The organism is Amycolatopsis kentuckyensis, from assembly GCF_041679295.1.
Taxonomy (GTDB): Bacteria; Actinomycetota; Actinomycetes; order Mycobacteriales; family Pseudonocardiaceae; genus Amycolatopsis; species Amycolatopsis kentuckyensis_A.
In genome coordinates this window covers 1-25,928 of sequence record NZ_JBGDMD010000006.1, presented here as the reverse complement: position 1 = coordinate 25,928, position 25,928 = coordinate 1, and the positions used below count along the sequence as shown (strand labels likewise).

At 70.9% G+C, this 25,928-nt stretch carries 25 protein-coding genes; 11 read left to right on the top strand and 14 right to left on the bottom strand.

What is annotated here, in order from left to right:
* Positions 1 to 11 precede the first annotated feature (11 nt).
* Genes ACERZO_RS25270 through ACERZO_RS25255 form a run of 4 tightly spaced genes read right to left on the bottom strand, consistent with a single transcriptional unit; the run spans position 12 to position 4,391 of the window.
* Positions 12 to 485: a hypothetical protein gene (locus tag ACERZO_RS25270; protein ID WP_372667248.1), complete on the bottom strand. Its 474-nt coding sequence runs from the start codon at positions 483 to 485 to the stop codon at positions 12 to 14.
* Positions 486 to 528: 43 nt separating this feature from the next.
* Positions 529 to 954, bottom strand: a complete 426-nt coding sequence (locus ACERZO_RS25265) for a pyridoxamine 5'-phosphate oxidase family protein (RefSeq protein WP_372667247.1) — start codon at positions 952 to 954, stop codon at positions 529 to 531.
* Between the two features lie 60 nt (positions 955 to 1,014).
* Positions 1,015 to 2,760 (bottom strand): ABC transporter ATP-binding protein, encoded by a 1,746-nt coding sequence (locus ACERZO_RS25260; protein ID WP_372667246.1) that lies wholly within the window; start codon positions 2,758 to 2,760, stop codon positions 1,015 to 1,017.
* Complete coding sequence (locus tag ACERZO_RS25255) at positions 2,757 to 4,391, bottom strand: ABC transporter transmembrane domain-containing protein (protein ID WP_372667245.1); 1,635 nt, start codon at positions 4,389 to 4,391, stop codon at positions 2,757 to 2,759. Before ACERZO_RS25255 ends, ACERZO_RS25260 begins: the two co-directional genes overlap by 4 nt.
* Positions 4,392 to 4,486: 95 nt before the next feature.
* Between ACERZO_RS25255 and purL the strand changes: the two genes are divergently transcribed.
* Positions 4,487 to 6,793 carry a phosphoribosylformylglycinamidine synthase subunit PurL gene (purL, locus tag ACERZO_RS25250; RefSeq protein ID WP_372667244.1) on the top strand — a complete coding sequence of 769 codons (2,307 nt, stop codon included), beginning with the start codon at positions 4,487 to 4,489 and terminating at the stop codon, positions 6,791 to 6,793.
* 1,078 nt (positions 6,794 to 7,871) lie between these two features.
* Here the strand turns inward: purL and ACERZO_RS25245 are convergent.
* From ACERZO_RS25245 to ACERZO_RS25220, 6 genes are all read right to left on the bottom strand, one after another.
* Positions 7,872 to 8,687 carry a pentapeptide repeat-containing protein gene (locus ACERZO_RS25245; RefSeq protein ID WP_372667243.1) on the bottom strand — a complete coding sequence of 272 codons (816 nt, stop codon included), beginning with the start codon at positions 8,685 to 8,687 and terminating at the stop codon, positions 7,872 to 7,874.
* Positions 8,684 to 9,751, bottom strand: a complete 1,068-nt coding sequence (locus ACERZO_RS25240; RefSeq protein ID WP_372667242.1) for a pentapeptide repeat-containing protein — start codon at positions 9,749 to 9,751, stop codon at positions 8,684 to 8,686. Before ACERZO_RS25240 ends, ACERZO_RS25245 begins: the two co-directional genes overlap by 4 nt.
* A gap of 4 nt (positions 9,752 to 9,755) precedes the next feature.
* The gene (locus tag ACERZO_RS25235; RefSeq protein WP_372667241.1) at positions 9,756 to 10,682 is read right to left on the bottom strand and encodes a hypothetical protein; all 927 of its coding nucleotides are present in this window, start codon (positions 10,680 to 10,682) and stop codon (positions 9,756 to 9,758) included.
* Positions 10,683 to 10,855: 173 nt separating this feature from the next.
* Complete coding sequence (locus tag ACERZO_RS25230) at positions 10,856 to 11,725, bottom strand: lysozyme (RefSeq protein ID WP_372667240.1); 870 nt, start codon at positions 11,723 to 11,725, stop codon at positions 10,856 to 10,858.
* A gap of 191 nt (positions 11,726 to 11,916) precedes the next feature.
* Positions 11,917 to 12,714, bottom strand: coding sequence for a lysozyme (locus ACERZO_RS25225; protein ID WP_372667239.1), 798 nt, complete (start codon positions 12,712 to 12,714; stop codon positions 11,917 to 11,919).
* A gap of 99 nt (positions 12,715 to 12,813) precedes the next feature.
* Positions 12,814 to 13,512: a type VII secretion system-associated protein gene (locus ACERZO_RS25220; RefSeq protein WP_372667238.1), complete on the bottom strand. Its 699-nt coding sequence runs from the start codon at positions 13,510 to 13,512 to the stop codon at positions 12,814 to 12,816.
* Positions 13,513 to 13,573: 61 nt separating this feature from the next.
* Here ACERZO_RS25220 and ACERZO_RS25215 point away from each other — a divergent pair, with 61 nt between their 5' ends.
* A complete protein-coding gene (locus ACERZO_RS25215) occupies positions 13,574 to 13,954 on the top strand; it encodes a sterol carrier family protein (RefSeq protein ID WP_167379652.1) in 381 nt (126 codons plus the stop codon).
* A 9-nt stretch (positions 13,955 to 13,963) separates the two neighbouring features.
* Here ACERZO_RS25215 and ACERZO_RS25210 read toward each other — a convergent pair whose 3' ends face one another.
* Positions 13,964 to 14,761 carry an SAM-dependent methyltransferase gene (locus ACERZO_RS25210; RefSeq protein WP_372667237.1) on the bottom strand — a complete coding sequence of 266 codons (798 nt, stop codon included), beginning with the start codon at positions 14,759 to 14,761 and terminating at the stop codon, positions 13,964 to 13,966.
* Positions 14,762 to 14,961: 200 nt separating this feature from the next.
* On the opposite strand from ACERZO_RS25210, the gene ACERZO_RS25205 reads away from it, so the two are divergent.
* The 6 genes from ACERZO_RS25205 to arfB all read left to right on the top strand — a co-directional run bounded on the left by ACERZO_RS25205 (position 14,962) and on the right by arfB (position 19,868).
* Entirely contained in the window at positions 14,962 to 15,840 is an 879-nt protein-coding gene (locus ACERZO_RS25205) for a helix-turn-helix domain-containing protein (RefSeq protein WP_372667236.1), read from the top strand.
* Positions 15,841 to 16,126: 286 nt separating this feature from the next.
* Complete coding sequence (locus ACERZO_RS25200; RefSeq protein ID WP_072475608.1) at positions 16,127 to 16,366, top strand: DUF397 domain-containing protein; 240 nt, start codon at positions 16,127 to 16,129, stop codon at positions 16,364 to 16,366.
* Positions 16,353 to 16,658 carry a hypothetical protein gene (locus ACERZO_RS25195; protein WP_372667235.1) on the top strand — a complete coding sequence of 102 codons (306 nt, stop codon included), beginning with the start codon at positions 16,353 to 16,355 and terminating at the stop codon, positions 16,656 to 16,658. Before ACERZO_RS25200 ends, ACERZO_RS25195 begins: the two co-directional genes overlap by 14 nt.
* Before the next feature lie 118 nt (positions 16,659 to 16,776).
* Positions 16,777 to 18,303, top strand: coding sequence for an amidophosphoribosyltransferase (gene purF, locus ACERZO_RS25190; RefSeq protein ID WP_372667234.1), 1,527 nt, complete (start codon positions 16,777 to 16,779; stop codon positions 18,301 to 18,303).
* 29 nt (positions 18,304 to 18,332) lie between these two features.
* Positions 18,333 to 19,403, top strand: a complete 1,071-nt coding sequence (gene purM, locus ACERZO_RS25185; RefSeq protein ID WP_372667233.1) for a phosphoribosylformylglycinamidine cyclo-ligase — start codon at positions 18,333 to 18,335, stop codon at positions 19,401 to 19,403.
* A 48-nt stretch (positions 19,404 to 19,451) separates the two neighbouring features.
* Entirely contained in the window at positions 19,452 to 19,868 is a 417-nt protein-coding gene (arfB, locus tag ACERZO_RS25180) for an alternative ribosome rescue aminoacyl-tRNA hydrolase ArfB (protein WP_372667879.1), read from the top strand.
* Here the strand turns inward: arfB and ACERZO_RS25175 are convergent.
* The 3 genes from ACERZO_RS25175 to ACERZO_RS25165 form a co-directional block, all read right to left on the bottom strand.
* Entirely contained in the window at positions 19,865 to 20,599 is a 735-nt protein-coding gene (locus tag ACERZO_RS25175) for a GNAT family N-acetyltransferase (protein ID WP_372667232.1), read from the bottom strand. The two genes, arfB and ACERZO_RS25175, sit on opposite strands and share 4 nt — an antisense overlap.
* A 177-nt stretch (positions 20,600 to 20,776) precedes the next feature.
* Positions 20,777 to 21,427, bottom strand: a complete 651-nt coding sequence (locus ACERZO_RS25170) for a VanZ family protein (RefSeq protein WP_372667231.1) — start codon at positions 21,425 to 21,427, stop codon at positions 20,777 to 20,779.
* A 239-nt stretch (positions 21,428 to 21,666) separates the two neighbouring features.
* Positions 21,667 to 22,572 (bottom strand): Gfo/Idh/MocA family protein, encoded by a 906-nt coding sequence (locus ACERZO_RS25165; RefSeq protein WP_372667230.1) that lies wholly within the window; start codon positions 22,570 to 22,572, stop codon positions 21,667 to 21,669.
* 66 nt (positions 22,573 to 22,638) lie between these two features.
* Here ACERZO_RS25165 and ACERZO_RS25160 point away from each other — a divergent pair, with 66 nt between their 5' ends.
* Genes ACERZO_RS25160 through ACERZO_RS25150 form a run of 3 tightly spaced genes read left to right on the top strand, consistent with a single transcriptional unit; the run spans position 22,639 to position 25,905 of the window.
* Positions 22,639 to 23,259: a hypothetical protein gene (locus ACERZO_RS25160; protein WP_372667229.1), complete on the top strand. Its 621-nt coding sequence runs from the start codon at positions 22,639 to 22,641 to the stop codon at positions 23,257 to 23,259.
* Positions 23,249 to 24,310, top strand: a complete 1,062-nt coding sequence (locus ACERZO_RS25155) for a CbiQ family ECF transporter T component (RefSeq protein ID WP_372667228.1) — start codon at positions 23,249 to 23,251, stop codon at positions 24,308 to 24,310. Before ACERZO_RS25160 ends, ACERZO_RS25155 begins: the two co-directional genes overlap by 11 nt.
* Complete coding sequence (locus tag ACERZO_RS25150) at positions 24,307 to 25,905, top strand: ABC transporter ATP-binding protein (protein ID WP_372667227.1); 1,599 nt, start codon at positions 24,307 to 24,309, stop codon at positions 25,903 to 25,905. The genes ACERZO_RS25155 and ACERZO_RS25150 overlap by 4 nt, the downstream gene beginning before the upstream one ends.
* The last annotated feature ends 23 nt before the right edge of the window (positions 25,906 to 25,928 follow it).

Here is a 25,928-nt window from a genome sequence, read left to right as displayed (position 1 = left end):
CCCGGACGCGGTCAGCGGTCCCGCGGTTCCGTCAGCAGCGCGACGCGGTCCGCGCCGGGATCGAACCCGAGCACCGGGTAGCCGTGGTCGCCTTCGGCGGTCATGACGACGGGCTTCGCCAGCCGGCGGCCGATCGCGCGCAGGAAGCCGCACAGGGTGTCCACGCCCGCCTGGCCTTGAAGCTCACGAAGGTCGACGTCGAAGTCGATCCGCCCGGCGCACGTCGGACGGAAGATCGCCAGGACACCCGGGACCGGCCAGACCCGCAGTTCGGCCGAGTCCGCATCGGCCGGATGGGTCAGCACTTCCGTGGCGGAAGGCAGCGCCCCTGCCGAGTACTTCCAAGACCATCCCGCCGACCTGACGAGGTCGAACACCGCCTGCCAGTCCTCGACCGAGGTGTTCGCCACGGTCACGTCCGGCAGCGCGCCCATCACCTCGGGGTCGAAGAGATCGCTGACGTCGTCCCACCGCAAGTCCGGCATCCGGCCATGCTGCCCGCCGGCGTGCTCCCGGCGCAGCCGATTTTCAGCTCTTGCTCTGGTCGTTGGACAGCCACTTCTCCGGCCGAACCCGCACCAGCACCGACCGCTCCCCGAGCGCCGAATCGACGTACGCCGTCGCCTGGTCCTCGGGCCAGTAACGGCCCGCGATCCGCAACGCCTGCTCACGCGTCGGTGGCTGGTCGTTCGCCACCACCGGTCCCTCCACCGTCACGTACTTGTACGGCGGGTTCTCGTCCTGCACCGCCAAGCTCAACCGGCCGGCCGCCGTGATCGCGCGGTCCTTGACCGTGTCGCGCTCCATCCAGATCAGGACCTCGCCACCCGGCGAGTAGTCGTACCAAACCGGCACCGCCAGCGGCGCCCGCCCGGCGCGCTCCACCGCCAGCACTCCCACGTGCACTCCGCTCAAGAACTCCGAACGCTCGGCCGCGGTCATCACAAACGACATGGCACTCCCCAAGTAGGCCTACTCGGGGAGCAACCAGCCGAACACTCCGGACATTCCGGGCTACGAAGCCGCCGCTACCAGACGCGCGTACGAGCCGCCCGCCGCCAGCAGCGATTCGTGCGGACCCAGCTCCGTGATCCGGCCGTCCTCGACCACCGCGACCCGGTCGGCCGCCGCCGCCGTGTGCAGGCGGTGGGCGATCGCGATCACGGTCCGCCCGGACAGCACGCTGTTCAGCGACCGCTCCAGGTCCCGCGCCGAGCCCGTGTCCAGCAGCGACGTCGCCTCGTCCAGCACCAGCGTGTGCGGGTCCGCCAGCACCACGCGGGCCAGCGCCAGCTGCTGCGCGATCGCCGCCGGCACCGGGTGCTCGCCCGAGCCCAGCTTCGTGTCGAGCCCATCCGGCAAGGAAGAAGCCCACTCCGACGCGCCCGCCGAGGCCAGCGCCGCCAGCAGCTCGTCGTCCGTCCAGTCGCCGCCCTCGCGGCGGGCCGGCAGCGCCAGGTTCTGGCGCAGCGTCCCCGAGAACACGTGATGCTCCTGGGTAAGCAGCAGGACCTCGCCGCGCAGGACGTCGTCGGCCAGCGCCGAGACGTCCTGGCCGCCGATGCGCACCGACCCCGACGACGGCGCCGCGATGCCCGCCAGCAGCCGGCCCAGCGTCGACTTGCCCGCGCCGGACGGGCCGACGATCGCCAGCCGCTCGCCGCGCGGTACCCGCAGGTCGATGCCGTGCAGCACCTCGCGGTCGGCCGTGTACGCGAACCGGACGCCGTGGACGTCGATGTCACGCCCGCGCGGCACCTCGGTCACCTTCTCCCCGCCCTCGAGCGAGACCGACCGAACACCCAGGATCCGGCGCGCCGCGGCCGCCGCGACCTGCAGGTCCTCGAGCCAGAACAGCGCCTCGTTCAGCGGCGCCGACATCGCCTGGACGTACAGCAGCATCGTGGTGATCTCGCCGAGCCCGGCCCAGCCGCGCGTGTACGCGAGCAGCCCGAGCGGCAGCATGACCGCCAGCGGCAGCACGTAGCTGATCTCCAGCGACGGCAGCCACCGCAGCTGCAACGCCCGCATCCGCCGCTCGCCGAAGATGCTCTGGTCCAGCGCGTCGTGCGCCGCGTCGACGCGCCGCTCGGTGAGGCCGAGCGCCTCGACCGTGCGTGCGCCCTCCGCCGTCTCGTGGACGCTGGTCGTCAGGTCCGCCCAGCGGTCGAGCATCCACTGCATCACCGACGGGATCCGCCGCTGGTACCAGACGTTGACGCTCACCAGCAGCGGCACCGCGACCAGCAGGCCCAGCGAGAGCAGCGGCGACGTCAGCACCATCGCGACGACCGTGAACACCACGGTCACCGCCGCGATCAGGATCTCCGGCGCCGCGAACCGCGCCGCGTGGTCGATCCGGCCGAGGTCGGTGGTGGCGCGGCTGAGCAGGTCACCCGTGCCGGCCGCCTCGACCGTGCCGAGCGGCAGCTGCAGCGCCGTCCCGACGAACTCCTCGCGCGTCTCGGCCAGCACCAGCTCGCCGAACACCGCGCCGCGCATCCGCGCGACCTTCCGCGCCGCCGCCTGCAGCACCAGGATCCCGACGAACACCGCCGCCAGCACGTCGACGTGGCCCGTCGTCGTGCCGGCCGCGACGTCGTCGACCAGCGTGCCGAGCAGCTGCGGCCCGGCCAGCCCGATCAGCGTCGCCACGCACAGCGCGCCGAGCAGCAGCCCGAACTCGCGTTTGTGGATCGCCGCCGTCTTCAGCGCCCAGCGCCGGACGTCCCGCCGGGACGCCGTGGGGAGCCGCTTCACACCGTCACCACCTTCGCCGTGAAAACCTCGTCGGCCACATGTGTCCACAGTGGACTCTGGCTGAACACCACCGTCGTCTTGCCGCGGCGCAGGGCCGCGACGCGCTCGGTGATGCGTGCCTCCGTGTGCGCGTCGACCGCCGACGTCGGCTCGTCCAGCACCAGCACGTCGGCGTCCGCCGCCAGCGCGCGGGCCAGGTTCAGCCGTTGCCGCTGGCCGCCGGACACCTCGCGCCCGCGCTCGCCGATCACCTCGTCGACGCCGTTGGGCAGCGCGTCGACGATGTCGTCGGCGTCGGCCGCGTACAGCGCTTCGGTGATCCCGACGCCGCCCGGTCGCGCCGGCGCCAGCTGCTCGCGCAGCACGCCCGAGAACCAGATGTCCTGGTTGTGCGCGTAGACGATCCGCCGCCGCAGCTCCGTGAGCGCGACGTGGTCCGCCCGGACGCCGTTGACCAGCACCTCCTCGCCGTCGGCCGGGTCGGCGAACCGGGCCAGCCGGTCGGCCACCGCTTCGCCGTCGGCGCCGAAGTCGACGACCGTCAGCCGCCCGGCCGCGACCCGCACGCCGGACTCGGAGTCGAGCAGCTCCAGCGGCCCGTCGGGCAGCCGGACCGGGTCCGCCGGGTCCGCCAGCTTCGGGCGGATCGCCAGCAGCGCCACCACCTTCCGCGCCGCGACCAGGCCCGACGTGATCGAGCCGACCGCTTCGGTGGCCGCGGTGACCGGCCAGATGAGAAACGTCGAAATGCCGTAGAACGCCACGAGCTGCCCGACGCCGATCTCCCCGGACACGGCCAGCCGCGCACCCAGCCAGGTGATCGCCACGGTGACCAGGCCGGGCAGCGCGATCTCGGCCGCGGCCAGCCACGACTCGGCCTTGCCGACCTCGATGCCGGCCCGCCGGACCCGCTGGCTCGTTTCGCGGAAGCGGCCGAAGAACCGCCGCTCGCCGCCGATGCCGCGCAGGATCCGCAGGCCGGACACGATGTCCGCGCCGAGCGCGTTGACGTCGCCGCGCTTCTCGCGCTGCTTCGCCTTGCGCTTCTGCAGCGGCGCCAGCAGCGGCCCGATGCCCAGCACCGCGACCGGCACGCCGACCAGCGCGACCACGCCGAGCAGCGGCGACGTCGAGATCAGCCACACGGCCACCACGACGAACGCCAGCAGCGAGCCGAACGCCCGGCCGGTCACCTCGACGGTGTTGCCGATGTGGTTGATGTCGGTCGTGCTGATCGCGACGAGGTTCCCGGTGGTCGTCTGCTCGCGCAGGCCGGCGCCGACGCGGGTGGTGTGCGCGGAGACGGCCCGCTGGGTCGAGCCCGCGCCGTGCAGCCACAGGCCGTAGTTGAGGAAGTGCAGCCAGGTCCCGGTCAGCGTCTGCACCACCCCGAGCAGGGCGGCGGCCAGCGCCCAGCGCCAGACGCCGGCGCCGTCGTGCGCGCTGACGGCGCCGATGCCCTGGCCGATCACCAGCGGCATCAGCGCACCGGGCAGCGCCCACACGACACCGAGCGCGGCGGCGCCCAGCACCGTGGCGAGCCGGGCCCGGAACACGGCGAGCAGGAAGCGGCTCGCGCTCGGCCGCGCGGGCAGCCGCAGCGGCGGAAAGGGATATGTGGCGGAAAGCACGATTCCCGACGGTAAGCCGCCGACCAGCGGAAGGCGACCGATTTTCGGCGGCCCACCGTCCGGGGCGCCCGGGTGCGCCCCGTATCCTGGCGGCCGTGGCGAACCCTGACACGGACACCGTGACCAGCACCGTTGACACCACCGAGCGCGCCGGGGCGACCCCGGAGCACACTCAGCCGTATCGCGAATTGGGCCTCGCCGACGACGAGTACGCCCGCATCCGCGAGATCCTCGGCCGCCGGCCGACGGACGCCGAGCTGGCCATGTACTCGGTGATGTGGAGCGAGCACTGCTCCTACAAGTCCTCCAAGAAGCACCTGCGGTACTTCGGGGAGACCGCCACCGACGAGATGAAGGCCAAGATGCTGGCCGGCATCGGCGAGAACGCCGGCGTCGTGGACATCGGCGAGGGCTGGGCGGTCACCTTCAAGGTGGAGAGCCACAACCACCCGTCCTATGTGGAGCCGTACCAGGGCGCCGCGACCGGCGTCGGCGGCATCGTCCGCGACATCATGGCCATGGGCGCGCGGCCGCTGGCGGTCTCCGACGCGCTGCGCTTCGGCCCGGCCGACGCCCCCGACACCAAGCGCGTGCTGCCCGGTGTCGTCGCCGGCGTCGGCGGCTACGGCAACTGCCTCGGCCTGCCGAACATCGGCGGCGAGCTCGTGTTCGACCCGTCCTATTCGGGCAACCCGCTGGTCAACGCGCTGTGCGTCGGCGCGATGCGCGTCGAGGACCTGCACCTGGCGTTCGCGTCCGGCACCGGCAACAAGATCATCCTGTTCGGCGCCCGCACCGGCCTCGACGGCATCGGCGGCGTTTCCGTCCTCGCGAGTGACACCTTTTCGGGTGACGAGTCGTCGAGCGGCCGCAAGAAGCTGCCGAGCGTCCAGGTCGGCGACCCGTTCACCGAGAAGGTGCTCATCGAGTGCTGCCTCGAGCTGTTCGCGCAGAAGCTGGTCGTCGGCATCCAGGACCTCGGCGGCGCCGGGCTGTCCTGCGCGACGTCGGAGCTGGCCGCGGCCGGCGACGGCGGCATGCACATCTACCTCGACCGCGTTCCGTTGCGCGCCACCGGGATGACGCCCGCCGAGGTGCTCTCCAGCGAGTCGCAGGAGCGCATGTGCGCGGTCGTCTCGCCGGAGAACGTCGAGGCGTTCATGGCGGTCTGCCGCAAGTGGGACGTCATCGCGACCGACATCGGCGAGGTCACCGACGGCGAGCACCTGGTCATCACCTGGAACGACGAGGTCGTCGTCGACGTCCCGGCGCACACGGTCGCCCACCAGGGCCCGGTGTACGACCGGCGGATCGAGCGTCCGTCCTTTCAGGACGCGCTGATCGCGGACACGTCGGCGTCGCTCCCGCGTCCGTCCACTCCGGACGAACTGCGCGCGGACGTGCTGCGGTTGATCGCGTCGCCGAACCAGGCGTCGAAGGAATGGGTGACGTCGCAGTACGACCGGTACGTGCGCGGGAATTCAGTGCTGTCGCAGCCGTCGGACTCGGGCATGATCCGGATCGACGAGTCGTCCGGCCGCGGCGTTTCGGTGGCGACGGACTGCAACAGCAAGTTCGTGTACCTGGACCCGTACCGCGGCGCGCAGCTGGCGCTGGCGGAGGCGTACCGCAACGTGGCGACGGGCGGCGCGACGCCGGTGGCGGTGTCGGACTGCCTGAACTTCGGCGCGCCGACGGACCCGGGCGTGATGTGGCAGTTCGAGCAGGCGGTGCACGGCCTCGCGGACGGCTGCGTCGAGCTGGGCATCCCGGTGACGGGCGGCAACGTGAGCTTCTTCAACCAGACGGGCTCGACGGCGATCCTCCCGACCCCGGTGATCGGCGTCCTCGGCGTGATCGACGACGTGACCCGCCGCATCCCGACGGGCATCGGCGCGGAGGCGGGCGAAACCCTGCTGCTGCTGGGCGAAACGCACGACGAGCTGGACGGTTCGGCGTGGGCCCGCGAGCTCCACGGCCACCTGGGCGGCGTGCCCCCGCGCGTGGACCTGGCCCGCGAGAAGCTGCTGGGCGAGATCCTGGTGGCGGGTTCCCGCGACGGAATGATCTCGGCGGCCCACGACTTGTCCGACGGCGGCCTGATCCAGACACTGGTCGAGACGGTCCTGATCGGACAGTGCGGCGCGCGGGTGTTCCTGGACGCGGACCAGGACCCGTTCGTCCAGCTGTTCTCGGAGTCGGCGGGCCGCGTGCTGGTGGCGGTCCCGCGCACGGAGGAGCTGCGCTTCACGGAGATGTGCACAGCGCGCGGGCTGCCGTGGCGCAAGACGGGTGTGGTGGACCCGGAGTCGGGAACGCTGGAGCTGCAGGGCATCACGGAGTTCACGTTGGACGAGCTGCGCACGGCGTGGGAGTCCACGCTCCCGGCCCTGTTCGACTGACCCGATCCCGACCTGTCCACAACCCGGCTCGGATGTGGACAGGTCGGGGCCGCCGGAGCTTTTCCGGCGAGTTTGTCGCACCCTGCCGATAGACTGGAACCGGGGACGCCCCCCAGGGAAGGGCGGGGCTCCGGCAAAGTCGGGTGGGGCGATGCTCCGCCCGGCACGACCGCCCGCGGAACGCCGGACCGAAGAGGCGCGTCGGCGGGATGCCGAGCTTTGATGGTCATGAACGACTCGTTCATGCCATCCGCCAACCCCGCCTGAACGACTGCCCACCGTCTCGCCACGCCACAAAGGCCGACGCTAAAGGCGAGAGGCCCCCGAGAACGTGCACCGACGAGAACCCAGACTCCCCCCGCACCCCGATCCGAAGCCACAACACGGCCGGGAATGCCGGGTCAAGGCATCTTTCCCGCCTTGACGCGGTGTTGCCGGCCGTAGTCACCATGACAGCTTCGGGGTGCCGGAAGGGCTTTGGCAGAAACAGCTGCCCCCGCCCCCGCCCCACCTCACGCGACTCGAATGCACGTCCCCAAGCCCCACCCCGCCCCGCACGCCATGACCCATTCAAGTCACCTGACGCCAGGCTCCAGCAAAGTCGGCCGGGGCGATGCTCCGCCCGGCACCACCGCCCGCGGAACGCTGGGCTTCGACGGTCATCAACGACTCGTTCATGACGTCACCGGCCGCCGGACCGGCCGCACCGATCCGACTTTGCCGGGACCCTGCCAGGGAAGGGCGGGAGCCGCTCGGGGCGGTTCGGCCTCGGCGGGTTTCCGGCGAGCGCGGGTCGGCGGTCTCGCCGGCGGTTGTCTTGAATGAGTCATTCAGGGCGTACGAGGTCCTGAACGACTCATTCAAGACGTTTGGCAGGGGCGGCCAGGGAAGTGGTCAGGGCAGTTCGACCCCGACCCGCTTCCCGCACGCGGCCGGCTTCAGTGTGTTCGGACCGCCGGGAAACCAGGCCGACCGCGACGTCGAGTTCGGCCCAGACTGATCCTGCCCGGGCAGTCCACAGTAGACAACCGACCCGAAACTGTCGGTGCCCTCCGCTAGCGTGGAAAACGGGGGCTGCTCAGGGCAACTCAGCCCCCGCCGGAAGCCGCGCCTGGCCGAAATCCGGCGGCAGCGCAAAGAAAACACCCTCGAACCGCACCTCATCGTGCACGGTGAAGTCCCGGAATCCCGTCCCGGCGCCGAACCGCGTCCGCGTGAAGTCGACCGGCCCGTGCACACTCGCCCCGGTCAAGAACACCGACCCCGCGAACGTCGTGTCCACGAACGAAGCGCCGTTGACGATCGCCGCCGCCTGCGCGCCCAGCAAGCCCACGTGCTTACCCGACAGGTTGAACCGGTCCAACCGCGCGCCCGAGAGGTCGAGGGTGTACGCCGGTCCAGCCGAACCGGCGTCCGGTAGCGACGCGCGGATCACCCGCTGCGCCGTGCGCCGGACCAGCAGCTCCCGCTCGGCGATCGCCGGATCGTCGACGGCGTCGTCGAACTCCGGATGCGCGAACGGCCGCCGCAAGTACGCGCACAACACGTCGATCACCGTCTGCGTGTAGAGCTCACTCCGCGCCAGCCCGCCCAACGCGTGGATCGCCCCGACGCGCACCTGATCGGCCTCGTGCCCGAGCAACTCGACCGACTTCGCGAACCGCTCGTCGGAAATCCGCGTCCGCTCCAGCTCGTGCCGGTCCTCCTCCACCCGGCGACGGCGGTCGTTCAGCCACAGCCCGTACAACGCCGCCACCGCGCCGCCCGCCAACCCCGCCGTCTTGAGCGCGTCGCCGCGGCTCGTCGCGCGGTCCGCGAGCAACCAGACCAGCACCCCCGCGAACGCCGCCACGCTCAACACGAACGCCAGCAGCAGCGGCGAGACGCGCTTCACCCGCTCACCGCGGTGATCCGGGACTCGCCGTCGCGCAGTTCCTCCTGCTTCCACTCGGCCGGCAGTTGCACGTCCTTCTCCGCCCGGACCCGGGTGTTGTACAGCGAAACCGACGCCGGCAGCGACGCGAACCGCAGATCCGTCTGCCCGCCGAAGGAAGTTCGACGCAGGTCCAGCGAGTCGGACGCGACCACCCCCGAGAACACCGCGTCCTTCTCGAACGTCGCGTCCTTGAACGTCGTCTTCCCGGCGAACGTGGTGTCCGTGAACTCCGCGTCTTCGGCGAAAGTCGTTCCGCTGAACCACGCGTGGCTTTCGAAAACCGCGCCGCGGCAGCGGAAGTACCCCAGCAGCCGGCCCGAGCCGGTGCCCGCGGAGGTGAGGTACACGCGGCCCGTGAACCGGCAGCCGCTGAAGTTGGTGCTGCTGTGCAGCGACGCGTACCGCAGCAGCAAGCCGCCGATCAGCTTGCCCGACAGGTCGAAGTACTCCAGCGTCGCGCCGGTCAGGTCCAGGTCGTACGTCGGACCCTCGGCGTCACGCGCGGGCAGCAAGTCCGTGACCAGGCGCTGCGCCGTGAGCCGGACCGTCAGCTCGCGCTCCGGTTCTTGGTCTTCGGAATCCGGTTCGGGTCGCTTGAACGGCCGCCGCAGGTAGGAACACAGCACGTCGAGCACCGTCTGCGTGTACTCCGGCCGGCTCCGCGCCAGCCCCGCCAACGCGTGCAACGCCCCGACGCGCACCTGATCCGCGTCGTGCCCCAGCAGCTCGACGGCCTTCGCGAACCGCTCGTCGGCGACGCGCTCGCGGTCCTGCTCCGCGCGCTGCGACTCCAGCTCGTGCCGGCGCCGCTCGATGTCCTGACGCCGTTCCTCGACGCGGCGGCGCCGGTCGTTCAGCCACAGCGCGTACAGCGCCACGATCGCGCCGCCGGCGAGGCCGCCCGTCTTCAGCGCCTCGCTGCGGCTGGTGGCGGGGTCGGTCAGCAACCAGCCGCCGACGCCCGCCAGCAGGACCACCGACGCGAGGAACGTCCACGCCAGCGGTGATCGCCACAGCTTCACCGTGTCAGGAAACCAGCATCGTGCTGACGCAGAAACCCTTGTCGTCGAAGTTCGTCGCGCTCAGCGTGCCCTTGACGTTCTTGCCCGCGGACGTCCCGGTGACCTGGCCCTCGACGAGGAACTCGTCGTCCGGCACGTCGCCGAGCGTGAGCTGCAGCGGCGGCTTGAGGAACGTCTTGAGCCACGAGTCGAGCAGGTCCTTCGAGTCCGAGCAGCCCAGCGCGAGCGCGCCGGCGTTGTCGCCCGCGTTCAGCTTGTCGATGAAGCCCTGCAGCACGACCTTGGCGTCCGCGCCGCCACCGGACGACGGCGCCTTGCTGGTCGTCGTCGGGGTCTTCTTCGTGGTGGACTTCGGCGCCGTCGGCTGGGCCGACGTGCTCGACGCCGGCGGGGCTGCGACGTTGTTGTCGTCCTTCGACAGGAAGAACCCGGGCGCGACGAAGCCGGTGACACCGAGGACGGCCAGCACAACCACCACGGTGGCGCCGATCGCGATCCACATCCCGGTCTTGCTCTGCTTCGGCGGCGCCGGCGGCCCGCCGAAGCCCTGGCCGTAGCCGCCGGACTGGTCCCAGCCCGACATCTGGCCGCCCTGGTTCGGGTCCCAGGCCTGCTGGCCGTACTGCTGCGCGTTCGGGTCCGCCCACGCCGACTGCTGCTGCGCGTTGGGGTCGGCCCAGCCCTGCTGCTGCGCGTTCGGGTCACCCCACTGCGGCTGCGGGCTCTGCGGGAACCCGCCCGACGGGTAGCCCGGCTGCTGCTGGCTCGGGTCGAAGCCCTGCGGGTACTGCTGCGTCGGGTACGGCTGTTGCTGCTGGTTGGGGTCCCACCCACCCTGCTGCGGGTACGGCTGCTGGAAGCCACCGGACTGGGGCTGCTGGCCGTACGGGTCGGGCTGGCCGGGCTGGCCCGGCTGAGGCGGGTAAGTCATCTTTCATGCCTTCCGGGCGCTGGGTGTTCGTGCGCTTCCGACGTCCGCAAGGCCCGTGCGGTTCCCCCAGGACGTGGTGAGCAGCATTCTGCAAGCTCGGACGGTACGGCATGAAACCGGCTCCCGGACCGTGATGACGCGAAGTCGTCACGATCCGGGAGCCGGGGTGCGGGTCAGCCGTTGGCGAGGGCCTGGAGCCGGTCGTAGGCACCGTTGAAGGTGTCCTGGTCGAGCGGGCTGGAGGTGTACTGCCAAACGGTGTAGAAGCCCCAGTTGTAGGGCAGCGTGCCGACCGATGACGCGTAGCGCGCGACCCACAGCGGGGCCGTGCTGGAGAAGTCACCGCTCACGCAGCTGCTCCACCAGCTCGTCGACGTGTAGATCACCGGGTAGCGGCCGGTCAGGGCGTGGTAGGTGTCGTGGAAGTCGAGGATCCACGACGTCATCCCCGCCTTGCTCAACCCGTAGCAGGTCGCGCCGTACGGGTTGTACTCCATGTCCAGTGCCCCGGGCAGTGTCTTGCCGTCCTTCGACCAGCCGCCGCCGTGGGCGACGAAGTACCGGGCCTGCGCCGCGCCGCTCGAGGTGTTCGGCGTGGCGAAGTGGTAGGCGCCCCGGATGAAGCCCTGGTTGTAGGAGCCGTTGTACTGCTGCGCGAAGTACGGGTTGGTGTAGCTGGTGCTCTCCGTGGCTTTGGTCCAGACGAACCGCTTGCCCTGGTTCCACCAGCTCGCCCAGTCGACGTTGCCCTGGTAGCTGGCGACGTCCATGCCGGCCACCGTGGCCAGCACCTGGCCGGGGATGGCCTGTCCGGGTTGCGGCTGCTGCGCCGCCTTCTGCGTGTCCGGGGTCGACTTGTCGCCTTCGACGCGCCGGATCTGCGACCCCAGTTCGTGGTTGTGCTGCGCGATGTCCGCGTTGATCGCGGCCACGGGGTCGACCTCGGGGGAGAAGGTCGTCGCCTGGGCCGTGCTGCCGAGCAGGAGCAGCGTGGCCGGGACGACCAGGGCGGCGAACAGCCGCCTTCTTCGGGAAGTGGACATCGTTGAATCCCTTCACAGATACCCTCGCTGAGGGCGGCTTACTGCAGGTAGCCGCCCGTGCACGATTGTTGGTGACGAAGTGGCGTTTGTCACTCAGTTCCGTGAAATTGGGTATACGCGTGGGTGATTTTCCCGGGAAGACGGTCGTCAACCGGTGACCGGTTAACACCTATAATTCGTGAGCCGGGCGGTCAGCCGAGCGCGAGGGCGCGCAGCCGCTCCGCCGAGCCGTTGAACCAGTTCTGGTCGCCGGGCAGGCTGCCGCTGTCGGCGAACTGCCAGATCGTGTGGATGCTCCAGGAAGCGGGCAGCTCCCCGATGAAGGTGTTGTAGCGGGCGATCCACAGCGGGTTGGCGCCGAAGCCGGCGTTGTTCGCGGTGCAGCGCTTCCACCAGCTCGTCGACGTGTAGATCGTCGGGTAGCGCCTGGTGGCCGCGCGGTAGGTCTCGGAGAAGTCGCTGATCCAGCGGGTCATCCCGGCCGCGTCCTTGCCGTAGCAGGTTTCGCCGTACGGGTTGTACTCCGCGTCGAGCGCGCCGGGCAGCGTTTTCCCGTCGGCCGACCAGCCGCCGCCGTGGGCGAGGAAGTAGCGGGCCTGCGATGCGCCGTCGGAGATGTCCGGCCGGGCGAAGTGGTAGGCGCCGCGGATCAGGCCCGCGTTGTAGGAACCGTTGTACTGCTGGGCGAACTGCGGGTTGACGAACCCGGTGCCCTCGGTCGCCTTGACGTAGACGAACTTCGCGCCCGTCCGCGCCGCGCCGGGCCAGTCGACCGGGCCCTGGTGCCCGCTGACGTCGTGGCCGAGCTGCTCGTCGTCACCGCCGTAGAGCACGCCGGGCGCCGCGTCGACGCCTTCGACCTTGGCGATCTGCGAACCGGCGAAGTGGTCTTCGGCGCCTTCGTAGATGTCGTCGGCCTTCGCCGGCGTCTGGCCGGCTACGAGCAGGACGGCGACGGCGAAGGGCAGCAACGAACGTTTCACCCTCATGCTCCCCACCGGTCTCGTGAGACTTATCCAGTCTCACGATGCACCCGAGTCGCGCGATCGGCGACTCGGGTGGTCACTCGATGGGGTTAAACCCGCAGGTCAGCGCTGTTCGTCGGCCAGCGCCTTCAGCAGGTGCTCGGCCGGCACGACGGCGGTGATCAGGTCGTGCGGGTTCACCGCGACGGGGTGACCGCCGAGCAGGCTGACGATGTCGCGGCCGAGCACCGCGCGCGCGTGCGGCCACTCGCGCGGCACCAGCGCCTTGCGCGTGTACGCGGGCACCATCACCCGGCCATCGGTGTTGTGGAAGCCGATCACCGTGCGCTGCACCGGCGACATCGCGTAGACGAACAGCGTCGCGTCGAGGACGACCTTCGGCAGGTCCGACGCCGGCCGGTGCTCGGTGCGGACGAGCTGCAGCAGCTGCTCGAGGTCGTTCGACGGCTCCGGGAAGCCGAGCGCCTTGGGCGAGGGCCGGTAGCGGTCGTTCGGGTGGAAGTCCGCGACGACGTCGCCGGCGCCGTTCACCGGGTAGGCGCCGACGACCGCCCACGACGGCACCGGGCCGTTCGGGTCGAAGGCCTCGTCGATGACGTAGAGCCAGCTGTTGGGGTTGGCGCGGGCGTTCGCGCGCATCTCCGCGGTGATCTCGGGCGTGCCGTGCTTGCCGGAGCGCCGGGCCTGCTGCCCGCCGCGGCGCGCGGCGCGGTTGGGCTTGCTGTGCTTGCCGGGGCGATCGGCCCCGCTTCCGGTGGGCTGCTGCGAAACCATCCGATCTGCCTCGTCCCGCTGCGCCATCTCATCCCCACGTTCTCGGGTGTCCCTGAAAAGTCTTGGTGCGCCACTCTACTGTTTGCCCATGGCCTCTTCGCGTTCGGTCGACCCCGGACAGTTACGTGCGGCGGTGCTGGCGATTTCGCCGTGGCTGCAGGGCGACGCACCCGATCCCGCGCGGCCGGAACTGGCCGCGGCGGTCCGCCTCAGCCTGCGCGCGCTCGCGGCCGACGCGCCGGGCCGCACGGTCGAAGTCCGCGTGCCGCCGTTCGCGGCGGTGCAGTGCGTGGAGGGTCCGCGGCACACCCGCGGCACCCCGCCGAACGTGATCGAGACCGACCCGCGCACGTGGCTCGAACTGGCCACCGGCCGGCTGGACTGGACCACGGCCGTGGCGGACGGCCGGGTGTCCGCGTCGGGCACCCGGGCCGACCTGTCCCACTGGCTGCCGATCGTCCGGCTTTGACGGGCCTCGCTACGGCTTGCGGCCGACGCCGCCGGCGATCGTCCGCTGCGCGACGTTGAGCTCCTTCAGGCGCGGGCCGTCCGGCCACCAGTCGGCGCACAGCGTCACGCCCGGGTCGACCAGCTCGAGACCGGGGAAGAGCTCCTCGATCTCCTTCTGCGTCCGGAACGTGCCGGAGCCCATCGGGCTGTGCACGAAGAAGTCCTCCATGCGGCGCGCGGTCGCGGAGTCCTCGTTCTCGGGGTCGAAGAAGTGGCTGATCCCGACGAAGGAGCCGGGCGCCAGCGCGTCGACGTACTCCTTCATGATCTCCTTCGGCCGGTCGTGGTCGCCCTTGAAGTGGTGCAGCGTGCCCATCTGCAGCAGCACGAGCGGCTGGGTGAAGTCGATGTGCTCGCGGATGACCTCGTTCTCGATGATCCGCTGCGGCTCGAAGATGTCCTCGGCGACGAAGTGCGTGTGCTCGTTCTCCTCCAGCAGCGCCCGGCCGTGGGCGAGGACCACGGGGTCGTTGTCGACGTAGACGACCGTGGCCTCGGGGTGGGTCCGCTGGACGACCTGGTGGGTGTTCTCCGCCGTCGGCAGGCCGGAGCCGAGGTCGAGGTACTGGGTGATGCCGGTCTGGCTCGCGAGGAAGCGGCACACGCGGATGAGGAAGCCGCGGTTCTCGAACGCGAGGTCCTGCGCCTCCGGTGCGGCCTGCTGCACCTTGTGCAGGACCTCCCGGTCGATTTCGTAGTTGTCCTTCCCGAGCAGGAAGGCGTCGTACACGCGCGCGATGCTCGCTCGGGTCGGGTCGACCCCCACGGGAACTCGTTCGGTCCGGGTCGCGGCGTCGGGCATCTTGAACCTCGCAAGTTCTGTGTCGAAAGTCTCGTACTCTACGTAGAGTAGGACTCCACACGCATGCGGTAAACCGGGTCACCTCTTTGCGCAGGACGGCCCAACGTGTACTTTCGGTAGTCGGGCTAGAACCCCCTGGTGACGTGAGCGCGGAAGGTCCGGGAATGAACGCGGTGAACGCGTCCGCAGGTGAACAGAACATCGGCCCCACGGCGCGCCGCATGATCCTGGGCTCGCAGCTCCGCCGACTCCGCGAAGAGGCCGGCATCACCCGTCAGCAGGCCGGTTACAACATCCGCGGGTCCGAATCCAAGATCAGCCGCCTCGAACTGGGCCGCGTCGGGTTCAAGGAACGCGACGTCACCGACCTGCTCACGATGTACGGCGTCGAGGACGCGACCGAGCGCCAGACGTTCCTCGACATGGTCAAGCAGTCGAACGAGCCCGGCTGGTGGCGCCGCTTCGGCGACACGATGCCGAACTGGTTCACCGACCTCGTCGGCCTCGAAGAAGCCGCGGCTCGAATCCAGATCTGGGAGCCGCTGTACGTGTCGGGCCTGCTCCAGATCGAGCCGTACGCGCGGGCGATCTTCAGCCACGGCCGCCCGGAGATGGCCGACGAGCGCGTCGACCAGCTGGTCGCGCTGCGGATGCGGCGCCAGAAGATGTTCAGCAGGCCGGACGCGCCCCGCGTGTGGATGGTGCTCGACGAGTCGGTGCTGCACCGCCCGATCGGCGGGATGAAGGTGCTCAAGCAGCAGATCGAATACCTGCTGGAGATGAGCGCGCTGCCGCACGTGTCGGTGCAGGTCCTGCCGTATTCGCGAAGCGGGTTGTCGGCCGAGCACGCGTTTTCGCTGCTGCGGTTCGGCGAACCGGAACTGCCGAACATCGCGTACGTCGAGTACCTGACCGGTGCGCACTACATCGAAAAGCGCGAAGAGATCGAGAAGTACAGCCGGGCGCTGGACATGCTGGCCGTCGACGCGGAGACGCCGGAGCGGAGCCGCGCCCTGCTCGCCAAGCGGCGCGCGGAGATCTGAGCCGGCGCCTCGGACCCGCCCGGAACCGGTCCCGGTGAACCACCCCGCCGGTGCGGACGTGTCCCCACTGAGCGGTAACCCCCAGTAGCAGCTAAGCCATTCGAGTCGCTATCTATCACCCGATAGGTTAACCGTGACCTGGTGATTCTTTACCGTCCGAGAACTTTGCAAGAAATTCTGCACGTGCATTTACCGCTGCAGGCACACGTGCTAGCCTCCGATACGCGGGCAAATGCACATGCAGATGCAACGCCCTGGAAGCTTTTCCACATCGAGAGGTGGGACCATGGCTGAGCGATTCGAGAACGGCATCCCGGCCGACCGGCTGTCCGGTGCCGAGTGGCGCAAGGCGAGCTACAGCGGGGCCGTCGGCAACTGCGTCGAGGTGGCGCCGCTGTCCAGCGGTGAGATCGCGATGCGCAACTCGCGCTTCCCGACCGGTCCGGCGCTCGTCTACACGCGCGCGGAAATGGCGGCCTTCCTGGCCGGGGCCAAGGACGGTGAATTCGACGATGTCCTCGGCTGAGGCCGTCGCCCCCGTCTTCGACATCGAAACCGGACTGCAGGAGCTGGTGGCCCGCGGCTACCAGTTCGTCCACCCCGCCGACGAGCACGGTGAGGTCCTCGCCGTCGTCGGCGTGCGGGTGCACGACGACGTGGTGGACGTGGTCCGGCTCAACGCCGAAGACGACGTCGTGGCGACCCGGATGCCCGGTACCGAGGAGAACATCCTCGAGCCGGAGCGCTGGTTGTGGCGCCGCCGCGGCGAAGGCGCCGAAGTGCTCACGGAGATCCTCTCGCTCCCGGATGCTTGCTAGGGATGAAGGCTTCAGGCCCTGTCCGAAGTGGTCAGTACCACGTCGGGCGGGGCCTGACTCATGTCCGCACCGTCTATACTGAAATCGGCCTGACCACGTCTTCCTGGGAGCACCTTCGGTGGTTTCCGACCCGCAGCTCGTGTCCGACCAGCCCGAACCGGAACCCCGTGAGGAGTGTGGCGTCTTCGGCGTCTGGGCTCCCGGGGAAGAAGTCGCGAAGCTGACCTACTACGGCCTCTACGCCCTGCAGCACCGCGGGCAGGAGGCCGCCGGCATCTCCGTCTCCGACGGCTCGCAGATCGTGGTCTTCAAGGACCTCGGCCTGGTCAGCCAGGTGTTCGACGAGCAGATCCTGCAGTCGCTGCAGGGCCACATCGCCGTCGGGCACTGCCGGTACTCGACCACCGGCGCGACCATCTGGGAGAACGCCCAGCCGATCTTCCGCACCACCGAAACCGGCAGCGGCCTTTCCTTCGCGCACAACGGCAACCTCGTCAACACCGCCGAGCTGCGCGAACGCACCATCGAGGCCGGGCTCAAGCCGCACGCGGGGCTGACCGGCTCGTCCAGCGACTCCGACCTGATCTGCGGGCTGCTCGCGGCGAACGCCGCCGACAAGGGCATCGAAGCCGCCGCGATGGACCTGCTCCCCACCCTCAAGGGTGCCTTCTGCCTGGTGTTCTCCGACGAGAACACGCTCTACGCGGCGCGTGACCCGCACGGCGTACACCCGTTGGTGCTCGGCCGGCTCGAGCGCGGCTGGGTCGTCTCCAGCGAGACGGCGGGCCTCGACATCGTCGGTGCGTCCTTCGTCCGCGAGGTCGAGCCCGGCGAGCTCATCGCGATCGACGCCGCGGGCCTGCGCTCGTCCCGGTTCGCGAACCCGGACCCCAAGGGCTGCGTCTTCGAGTACGTCTACCTCGCGCGCCCCGACACCACGATCGCCGGCCGCGGCGTGCACGCCACCCGCGTCGAGATCGGCCGCCGGCTGGCCAGCGAGCAGCCGGTCGAAGCCGACCTCGTGATGCCGGTGCCGGAGTCGGGCACCCCCGCCGCGATCGGCTACGCGCAGGGCTCGGGCATCCCCTACGGCACCGGCCTGGTGAAGAACGCCTACGTCGGGCGCACGTTCATCCAGCCGTCGCAGACCATCCGCCAGCTCGGCATCCGGCTCAAGCTGAACCCGCTGCGGGACGTCATCCGCGGCAAGCGCCTGGTCGTGGTGGACGACTCGATCGTCCGCGGCAACACCCAGCGCGCGCTCGTCCGGATGCTGCGCGAGGCCGGCGCGCTCGAGGTGCACGTCCGGATCGCGTCGCCGCCCGTGCGCTGGCCGTGCTTCTACGGCATCGACTTCGCCTCGCGGGCCGAGCTGGTCGCGAACGGCGTCGACCTCGACGGCATCCGGCGCTCGATCGGAGCCGACTCCCTGGGTTACATTTCCCTGGACGGCCTGGTCGCGGCGGCGGAACAGCCGAAGTCGCGGCTGTGCACGGCGTGCTTCTCCGGCGAGTACCCGATCCCGCTGCCGGAGGACGCGCTGATCGGGAAGCACCTGCTCGAAAGCCTCGACTCGGTCAATGGCGCGGCGACCCCGGTCAGCCCCGCCGGGTACGGTGCCGAGGACGCCGTCCGGCGTCCCTAGCAGTTCCTTCCAGAGGGAGTCCTTCCACCGTGAGCGAGTCCACGAGCGCCACGTACGCCGCCGCCGGGGTCAGCATCGACGCCGGCGACCAAGCCGTCGAGCTGCTCAAGCCGCACGCCGCGCGGGCCACCCGCCCCGAGGTCCTGGGCGGCGTCGGCGGCTTCGCCGGGCTCTTCTCCCTGAAGCTCGACAAGTGGAAGGAGCCGGTGCTCGCGTCGTCGACCGACGGCGTCGGCACCAAGATCGCGGTCGCGCAGGCGCTGGACAAGCACGACACGGTCGGCATCGACCTGGTCGCCATGGTCGTCGACGACCTGGTCGTGACCGGCGCCGAGCCGCTGTTCCTGCAGGACTACATCGCCGTCGGCAAGGTGCACCCGGAGAAGATCGCCGCGCTGGTCGGCGGCATCGCCGAGGGCTGCGTCCAGGCCGGCTGCGCGCTGCTGGGCGGCGAGACCGCCGAGCACCCGGGCCTGATGGGCGAGCACGACTACGACATGTCGGCCACCGGTGTCGGCGTCGTCGAGGCGTCGCAACTGCTTTCGCCGGAAAAGGTCCGTCCGGGTGACGTCGTGTTGGCCCTCGGCTCGTCCGGTTTGCACTCGAACGGGTACTCCCTGGCCCGGCACGTGCTGCTGGACATCGCGCGGATGCCGCTCGGCGGCCACGTCGAGGAGTTCGGCCGCACCCTCGGCGAGGAGATGCTGGAGCCGACGCGCATCTACGCGAAGGACTGCCTGGCGCTCGCCGCCGAGACCGAGGTCCGGACGTTCGCGCACATCACCGGCGGTGGCCTGGAGGCCAACCTGGCCCGCGTCATGCCGCGCGGCCTGGTCGCCCGGCTCGAGCGCGGCACCTGGACGCCGGCCCCGGTGTTCGCCGTGATCGGCCAGCGCGGCAAGGTCGAGCGGGCCGAGCTGGAGAAGACGTTCAACATGGGCGTGGGCATGGTCGCGATCGTCGGCGCCGAAGACGTCGACCGGGCGCTGGCCATGCTGACCGCGCGGCACGTCCCGGCGTGGATCCTGGGCGACGTCCAGCCCGCCGGCGACGTCGACGGCCCGCGCGCGGTGCTTTCGGGCGACCACCCGCGGTTCTGATTTTCGCTCGACCCGGCTGTCACACTGGTTGACGTGGCAGCCGAAGACGTGGTGATCGGCTCCCGGTTCACGATCCCGGGAGCCGAGTTGAGCGAGCGCTTTTCGCGCTCGTCCGGCCCGGGCGGGCAGGGCGTGAACACCACGGACTCGCGCGTCGAGCTGTCCTTCGACGTCGCCGCGTCGCCGTCGATCCCCGAGCACCTGCGTGACCGGGTCCTGGCCGGGCTCGGCTCGCGGCTGGTCGACGGCGTCCTGACGATCGCGGCCAGCGAACACCGCTCGCAGCTGCAGAACCGCGAAGCGGCGCGCGGCCGGCTCGCGAACCTGCTCATGGACGCGTCGGCGCCGCCGCCCGCCAAGCGGCGCCCCACGAAACCGTCCCGCGGTTCGAAGGAACGCCGCCTGGCGTCGAAGAAGCGCCGGAGCGACGTGAAACGAGGCCGCTCCGGCCGCTTCGACGACTAGGCCAGTGACAGGTGCACGCACTCGCCCGCCGGCCGGTAGCCGACGCGGGCGTAGACGTTTCCGATCCCCAGGTCACCGGGGGTGAGGAACGCCGTGTGCGCACCGGCTTCGTGCGCTTCGCGGGTGAGCCGCGCGGTGAGCGCCGCGGCGATCCCGCGGCCGCGGTACGGCTCGAGCACGGCGATCCCGGCGATCTCGGTGGTGCCGTCGACGATGTCGAGCGCGACCCCGCCGCCGACGACCACGCCGCCGGCTTCCGCGAGGAGGTGCCGCTCGCTGGTCTTCAGGTGCTCGACCTCCTCGTCACTGATTTCCGGCGCTTCGCCGAACGCGATGTTCTGCGCGGCTCGCATGCGCCGGAAGTCCTCGCCGGACTCCGGTGCGCGCAGCCGGATCCCCGCCGGCGCCGATTTGTCGACCCGCTCGGCCGGCGAGCAGGTCATCAGCGGCACCCGGCGTTCGAGCCCGTACCCCGCGTCGACCAGCAGTTTCTCCAGGCCGGGGGCGACGTCGGTGAAGTACTCGAGCCGCGGGAGCAGGTCCCGCCGCCGGTACGCCTCGGTCAGGGCGGCGATCTCGGCCGGCGTCGGCTGGGCGCCGTCGTCCGGGATCGCGTAGTTGAGCATCGGGTGCGGCGTGTCCGGCGAGTAGGTGGCCAGGAAGGGGCCGACCCGCTCGGTGTCCCGGCCGCGCGGCGCCGTCTTGCGGACATAGGCCTGAATGGCGGACATGTGAACCTTTCGAAAGCATGTCAAGGAACCGCAGCCCGGTGAGCGGGCCTGCGGGCGGATCGCCGGGCGTCGGGCCTAGCGGGGGCCGACGCCGGAGGCGGCGCCAGGCATAGGCGGTCATTCCTTGACTCGAAGGGGTCAGTCCTCGCGGCCATCTTGGCACGGCCCGCAACCGGATTACTGGCGTTCCGGGTGCGCGATGGCCGCGTAGCGCGTGTCCCAGACCGAACGCGGGACGCGCATCCGAAGCGTCGGCGACTCGCAGATCCGCCGCCGTTGCGCCGGGATGGCCACCGGCGCCGGCGGGTCGAGGGAGCGCCACCCGCGCCGGCTGAGCGCGGCACCGAGCGTCGCGCCCGCGGTGTTCAGCAGGACGTCGTCCGCCGAGGTGACCCGGCCGCAGTGGATGAGATATTGCGTACCCTCCACCAGCACGGACGCGAGCAACGCGGCCAGCGCGACCCGCAGCAGGGTGCGCAGCCGGCGCACCCGCAACGGCAGCAACGCGCCGAGCGGGCACAGCAGCAGGACGTTGCCGATCACCTGCCAGAGTGAACCGTCGTCGGCGAGCGCGGCGGTGATGTCGGAGCCGGGAACGAGGTCGAGAGTGCTGTCGGACGAGCCGCCGACGGGCATGATGACCAGGCAGAACACGAGGAAGACCAGGAGCGTGGCGGCGCAGTCGACGCCGGCCGTCGCGGTCGCGAAGCGGGCCGGGAGTCTCCGCCGTCGCCGGGCCGCGAGCAGTGGCCACCCCAGCAGCGCGTACGGCAGTGCGATCGCCGAAATCGGAATCATCCCCCAGAAGGCGCGAAGCAGCGCTTCCATGCGCGTCCTCTCTCGGAACCCCTCCACTCAAGATCACCTTTGCACCGCAAGATCGACTCGGCAGTCCGAGCGAGCCGCACTATTCGGTGATCTTTCCGGTGGCGGCGTTTGTCTTCCCGTGGTTCGGTCAGGACACGCACTGTCCACAGTGGAGATTGTGGACAACCCTGTGGATGAATTCGGGGAGTTCCAGGAGAAGCCTTACTTCACAACGTAAATCCGTGCGCCGGGCCTGTGTACTACTCGGCGAGCGCGCGGGCCTGTTCGAGCAGCTTCTGGAGGTGCAGACCGCGCCGGACATCACACGGGTGAGTGGTGGTGCCGCTCGCGATCATCGCGGCGAAGTCGTCCAGCAGCGCGGTGTAGGACTCCTGCGCCGAGCCCGGTTTGCGCCCGAGCGTCCGGTATCCGTGCTCGCCCCAGACGGCGACCTCGACGACCGTCGGCTGCACCGGAAGCCGCAGCGAAAGCGTCGCGGTGCTGATCACGCCGGCCTCGTGGGCGAGCATCAGGTGCCAGAGGTCGCCGGGGCTCCGCCGGGCGGCGACGACCTCGGTGATCGGGCCGAGCGCGGCGTCCAGCATGTCGAGCGCGTGCGGGCCGATGTCGAACAGCGCGCCGCCGTCGTCCTGGCGCCACTCCGAAGCGGCGTACTGGCCGCCGAGCAGCGCGCCGGACAACCAGCGGGCGCCGCCGCCCGCCCAGCCGCCCGCCTGGGCGAGGCCGGCGAGCCAGTCCTGGGTCTGCGCCGAGTACCGCAGGGTCAGCACGACGAGCGCGGCGACGTCCGCGGCCGCGACGGCGTCGGCCAGCCGCTGGGCACCGCCGAGGTCGGCGGCGATCGGCTTCTCCAGGATGAGGTGCTTCCCGGCTTCGGCCGCGCGCACGGCCAGTTCGGCCTGGATCGACGGCGGAACGGCGAACGCGACCGCGTCCACCTGCTCGAACAGCTCCTCGACGCTGCCGGCGGTCGCCGCGCAGTGCGTGTCCGCAAGCGTTTGCGCGGCCTCGGGCCGCCGGGCCCAGACCGCGGTCAGCGCCGTGCCGGGGTGATCCGCCAGGCCGGGCGCGTGGATCGTCGTCGCCCACGGGCCGGCGCCGATCAGGCCGACGCGCAGCTGTCCGTCCGCGATGAGCTGTCCCACGGCCCGCAGTCTAGGTGTGTCCCTCGTCGCGCCGGAACCGCGTCCGAGGCTGGCTATGGTTCTTGCATGATCGCCGCCCGGTTCGCCGTCGTTTGCGCCCTGCTGTTCAGCACATCCTTCGCGGGCGCCGCGCCCGCCTCGGCCGCCGATGGGGCGTGCGCCGAAGGTGCCGGCGTGACGGTGGTCGTCGACTTCGGCGACCTGGGCCCGCAGCCGCTGATCCGTTGCGCGCCCGGGACGCCCGCGAACGGCATCGCCGCCCTGCAGGAGGCCGGGATCGACGTCGCCGGCTCGCAGAAGTACGGCCTGGCCGTGGCCTGCCGGATCGACGGCAAGCCGGGGCCCGACGTCGAGTCGTGCGCGGGCATGCCGTCGGCGACGGCGTACTGGAGCTACTGGCACGCTTCGGCGGGCGGCAAGTGGGAGTCGAGCCAGGAAGGCGCGCAGACGTCGAAGCCGGCGGCTAACGGCTTCGAAGGCTGGGCGTTCGCCCGGCCGAAATCGGCGGACGACCTGCCGTCGCCGCCTCGCGTGGCCCCGGTTCGGCAAGCCGCCACCCCCGCTCCGGCGCCCGCTCCCGCCGAGCAGGGCGGTTCGTTCCCGTGGGGCCTGGTCATCGGGGCCGTCGTGATCGTGGTGGTCGCCGGCGCCGGGATCGTCGTGGCCCGTCGCCGGCGTGCGCAGTAGGGCGCTGCACCCCGGCGCCTGGTGGGTCTGGGCGCTCGCGCTGGCCGTCGCCGCCAGCCGGACGACGAACCCGCTGCTGCTCGGCCTGATCATCGCCGTCGCGGGGTTCGTCGTCGCGAACCGGCGCAGCGACGCGCCCTGGGCGCTGGCGTTCCGGCTGTACGCGTACGTCGGCGCGCTGATCGTCGCGTCGCGCGTGCTGTTCCGGATCCTGGTCGGCGGCGAAGACGGCGGGCACGTGCTGCTGGCGCTGCCGCGGATCCCCCTGACGGCCGGGTTGTCCCTGCTCGGGCCGACGTCGGCGGAGGCGCTGCTCGGCGGGTTCTACGACGGCCTGCGGCTGGCGACGATGGTCGTCTGCGTCGGCGCGGCGAACGCGCTGGCCAACCCGAAACGCCTGCTCAAGGCCGTTCCAGGAGCGTTGTACGAGGTGGGGACGGCGGTCACGGTCGCCCTGACGGTCGCGCCGCAGCTCGTCGAGAGCGTCCAGCGCGTGCGGCGGGCGCGGCGGCTGCGGGCGGGCCGGACTCGCGGGCTGCGAGCAGTCAAGGGCATCGTGGTGCCGGTGCTGGAGGACGCGATGGACCGGGCGCTGCGGCTGGCGGCCGCGATGGACTCCCGGGGCTACGGGCGCCGGGCGTACCTGAGTCCCGGGGTGCGGGTGCTGATCGCGTCCTGTGTTCTCTCGGGGCTGGTCGGCGTGTGCGTCGGCGTGTACGGCGTGCTCGACGGGACGTCGTCGTGGCCCGGCGTGCCGCTGCTGGTCCTGGGCCTGGTGGTGGCGGTCGTGGGGTTCGTCGTCGGCGGCCGGCGCGTGCGGCGGACGGCGTACCGGCCGGACCCGTGGCGGTGGCCGGAGACGCTGGTCGTGCTCGCCGGCGTCGGGTCGTGCGTGCTGCTGTTCGTGTCGGCGCGGGTCGACCCGGCGAACCTGTTCCCGTCGTTGAGTCCGTTGCGGTGGCCGGAGGTTTCCCTGGTGCACGTGGTTTCCCTGCTCGTCGCGGTGCTGCCGGCGTGGGTCGCGCCGCCGCCTCCGGAGGTCGTCCGGTGATCGAGTTCTCGCGGGTCACGGTGACCTACCCGGACGCGGCGCGCCCGGTGCTTTCGGACGTCTCCCTGCAGGTCGAGGAGGGTGAACTGTGCTTGGTCGCGGGGCCGACCGGGGCCGGCAAGTCGACGTTCCTCGGCGCGATCAACGGGCTCGTCCCGCACTTCACGGGCGGTCTCCTGGCCGGTCGTGTCCTGGTCGGCGGGCTGGATACCGCTGCTCATCCGCCGCGTGAGCTGGCGTCGGTCGTCGGCGTCGTCGGGCAGGACCCGCTCGCCGGGTTCGTCACGGACACCGTCGAGGAGGAGCTGGCGTACGCGATGGAGCAGCTCGCGGTGGCGCCGGACGTCATGCGCAAGCGCGTCGAGGAAACCCTTGACCTGCTGGGGATCGCGGACCTGCGCAACCGTCCACTTCGGACTTTGTCGGGCGGCCAGCAGCAGCGCGTGGCGATCGGCTCGGTGCTGACGGCGCACCCGTCGGTGGTCGTCCTCGACGAGCCGACGTCGGCCCTGGACCCGACGGCGGCCGAAGACGTGCTGGCGGCGATCACGCGGCTGGTGCACGACCTCGGGACGACGGTGGTCGTCGCGGAGCACCGGATGGAGCGGGTGGCCCAGTACGCGGACCGGCTGCTGTACCTGCCGGGCGACGGTTCGGTGCGCTCGGGACCGCCGGCGGAGATCCTGGCGACGTCGTCGATCGCCCCGCCGATCGCCGAGCTGGGGCGGCTCGCGGGCTGGTCACCGCTGCCGTTGTCGGTCCGGGACGCTCGGCGCGTCGCGGGGCCGTTGCGATCGCGGCTTCAGAAATTGTCGGTGGTGGGTCGTACTCTCTCGGTGACCGGTTCGGCACTGGACGTGAGAGAGGTGGTGGTCCGATACGGGGATGTCCTCGCGGTGCGTGGGGTGGACCTGCGCGTCGGGCAGGGGGAAGTAGTCGCGCTGATGGGACGCAACGGCTCCGGCAAGTCGTCGCTTCTCTGGGCGGTGCAGGGCAGCGGACCGAGGTCGGCGGGGAAGGTCGACGTCGGCGGAGCGGACCCGGCATCGCTCAAGCCACGAGCGGCCCGTCAGCGCGTGGGGCTGGTCCCGCAGACCCCGGCCGACTTGCTGTACCTCGATTCGGTGGACGCCGAGTGCGCACAGGCCGACACGGAGTCCGAGGTACCGGCAGGCACGGCCCGGGCCCTGCTGGACCGGCTCGCCCCCGGGATCGCCGGTGAAGCGCACCCCGGCGACCTGTCCGAAGGACAGCGACTGGCGCTGGTGCTGGCGGTCCAGCTGGCGGCGGCCCCGCCGGTCGTGCTCTTGGACGAGCCGACGCGCGGTCTGGACTACCACGCGAAAAGGCGCTTCGCGTCGACCCTGCGAGAGCTGGCCTCGCAGGGTCACGCGGTAGTGCTGGCCACGCACGACGTCGAGTTCGTGGCAACGGTGGCGAGCCGCGTGGTGGTCATGGCCGAGGGCGAGCTGGTAGCGGACGGTCCGACGAAGGAGGTGATCGTCGCCTCACCGGCATTCGCCCCGCAGGTGGCGAAGATCCTGGCACCGGAGCGCTGGTTGACGGTGGACGAGGTCGCCGAGGCGCTGGCATGAGGAAGGAGGAGGCGGAGGGCCAT

Excerpts from the sequence above, each read along its gene's own strand:
- ACERZO_RS25270 (WP_372667248.1), bottom strand. The coding sequence starts at position 485 with ATGCCGGACTTGCGGTGGGACGACGTCAGCGATCTCTTCGACCCCGAG.
- ACERZO_RS25265 (WP_372667247.1), bottom strand. The coding sequence starts at position 954 with ATGTCGTTTGTGATGACCGCGGCCGAGCGTTCGGAGTTCTTGAGCGGA.
- ACERZO_RS25235 (WP_372667241.1), bottom strand. The coding sequence starts at position 10,682 with ATGACTTACCCGCCTCAGCCGGGCCAGCCCGGCCAGCCCGACCCGTAC.
- ACERZO_RS25230 (WP_372667240.1), bottom strand. The coding sequence starts at position 11,725 with ATGTCCACTTCCCGAAGAAGGCGGCTGTTCGCCGCCCTGGTCGTCCCG.
- ACERZO_RS25225 (WP_372667239.1), bottom strand. The coding sequence starts at position 12,714 with ATGAGGGTGAAACGTTCGTTGCTGCCCTTCGCCGTCGCCGTCCTGCTC.
- ACERZO_RS25220 (WP_372667238.1), bottom strand. The coding sequence starts at position 13,512 with ATGGCGCAGCGGGACGAGGCAGATCGGATGGTTTCGCAGCAGCCCACC.
- ACERZO_RS25215 (WP_167379652.1), top strand. The coding sequence starts at position 13,574 with ATGGCCTCTTCGCGTTCGGTCGACCCCGGACAGTTACGTGCGGCGGTG.
- ACERZO_RS25205 (WP_372667236.1), top strand. The coding sequence starts at position 14,962 with ATGAACGCGGTGAACGCGTCCGCAGGTGAACAGAACATCGGCCCCACG.
- ACERZO_RS25200 (WP_072475608.1), top strand. The coding sequence starts at position 16,127 with ATGGCTGAGCGATTCGAGAACGGCATCCCGGCCGACCGGCTGTCCGGT.
- ACERZO_RS25195 (WP_372667235.1), top strand. The coding sequence starts at position 16,353 with ATGTCCTCGGCTGAGGCCGTCGCCCCCGTCTTCGACATCGAAACCGGA.
- ACERZO_RS25175 (WP_372667232.1), bottom strand. The coding sequence starts at position 20,599 with ATGTCCGCCATTCAGGCCTATGTCCGCAAGACGGCGCCGCGCGGCCGG.
- ACERZO_RS25170 (WP_372667231.1), bottom strand. The coding sequence starts at position 21,427 with ATGGAAGCGCTGCTTCGCGCCTTCTGGGGGATGATTCCGATTTCGGCG.
- ACERZO_RS25160 (WP_372667229.1), top strand. The coding sequence starts at position 22,639 with ATGATCGCCGCCCGGTTCGCCGTCGTTTGCGCCCTGCTGTTCAGCACA.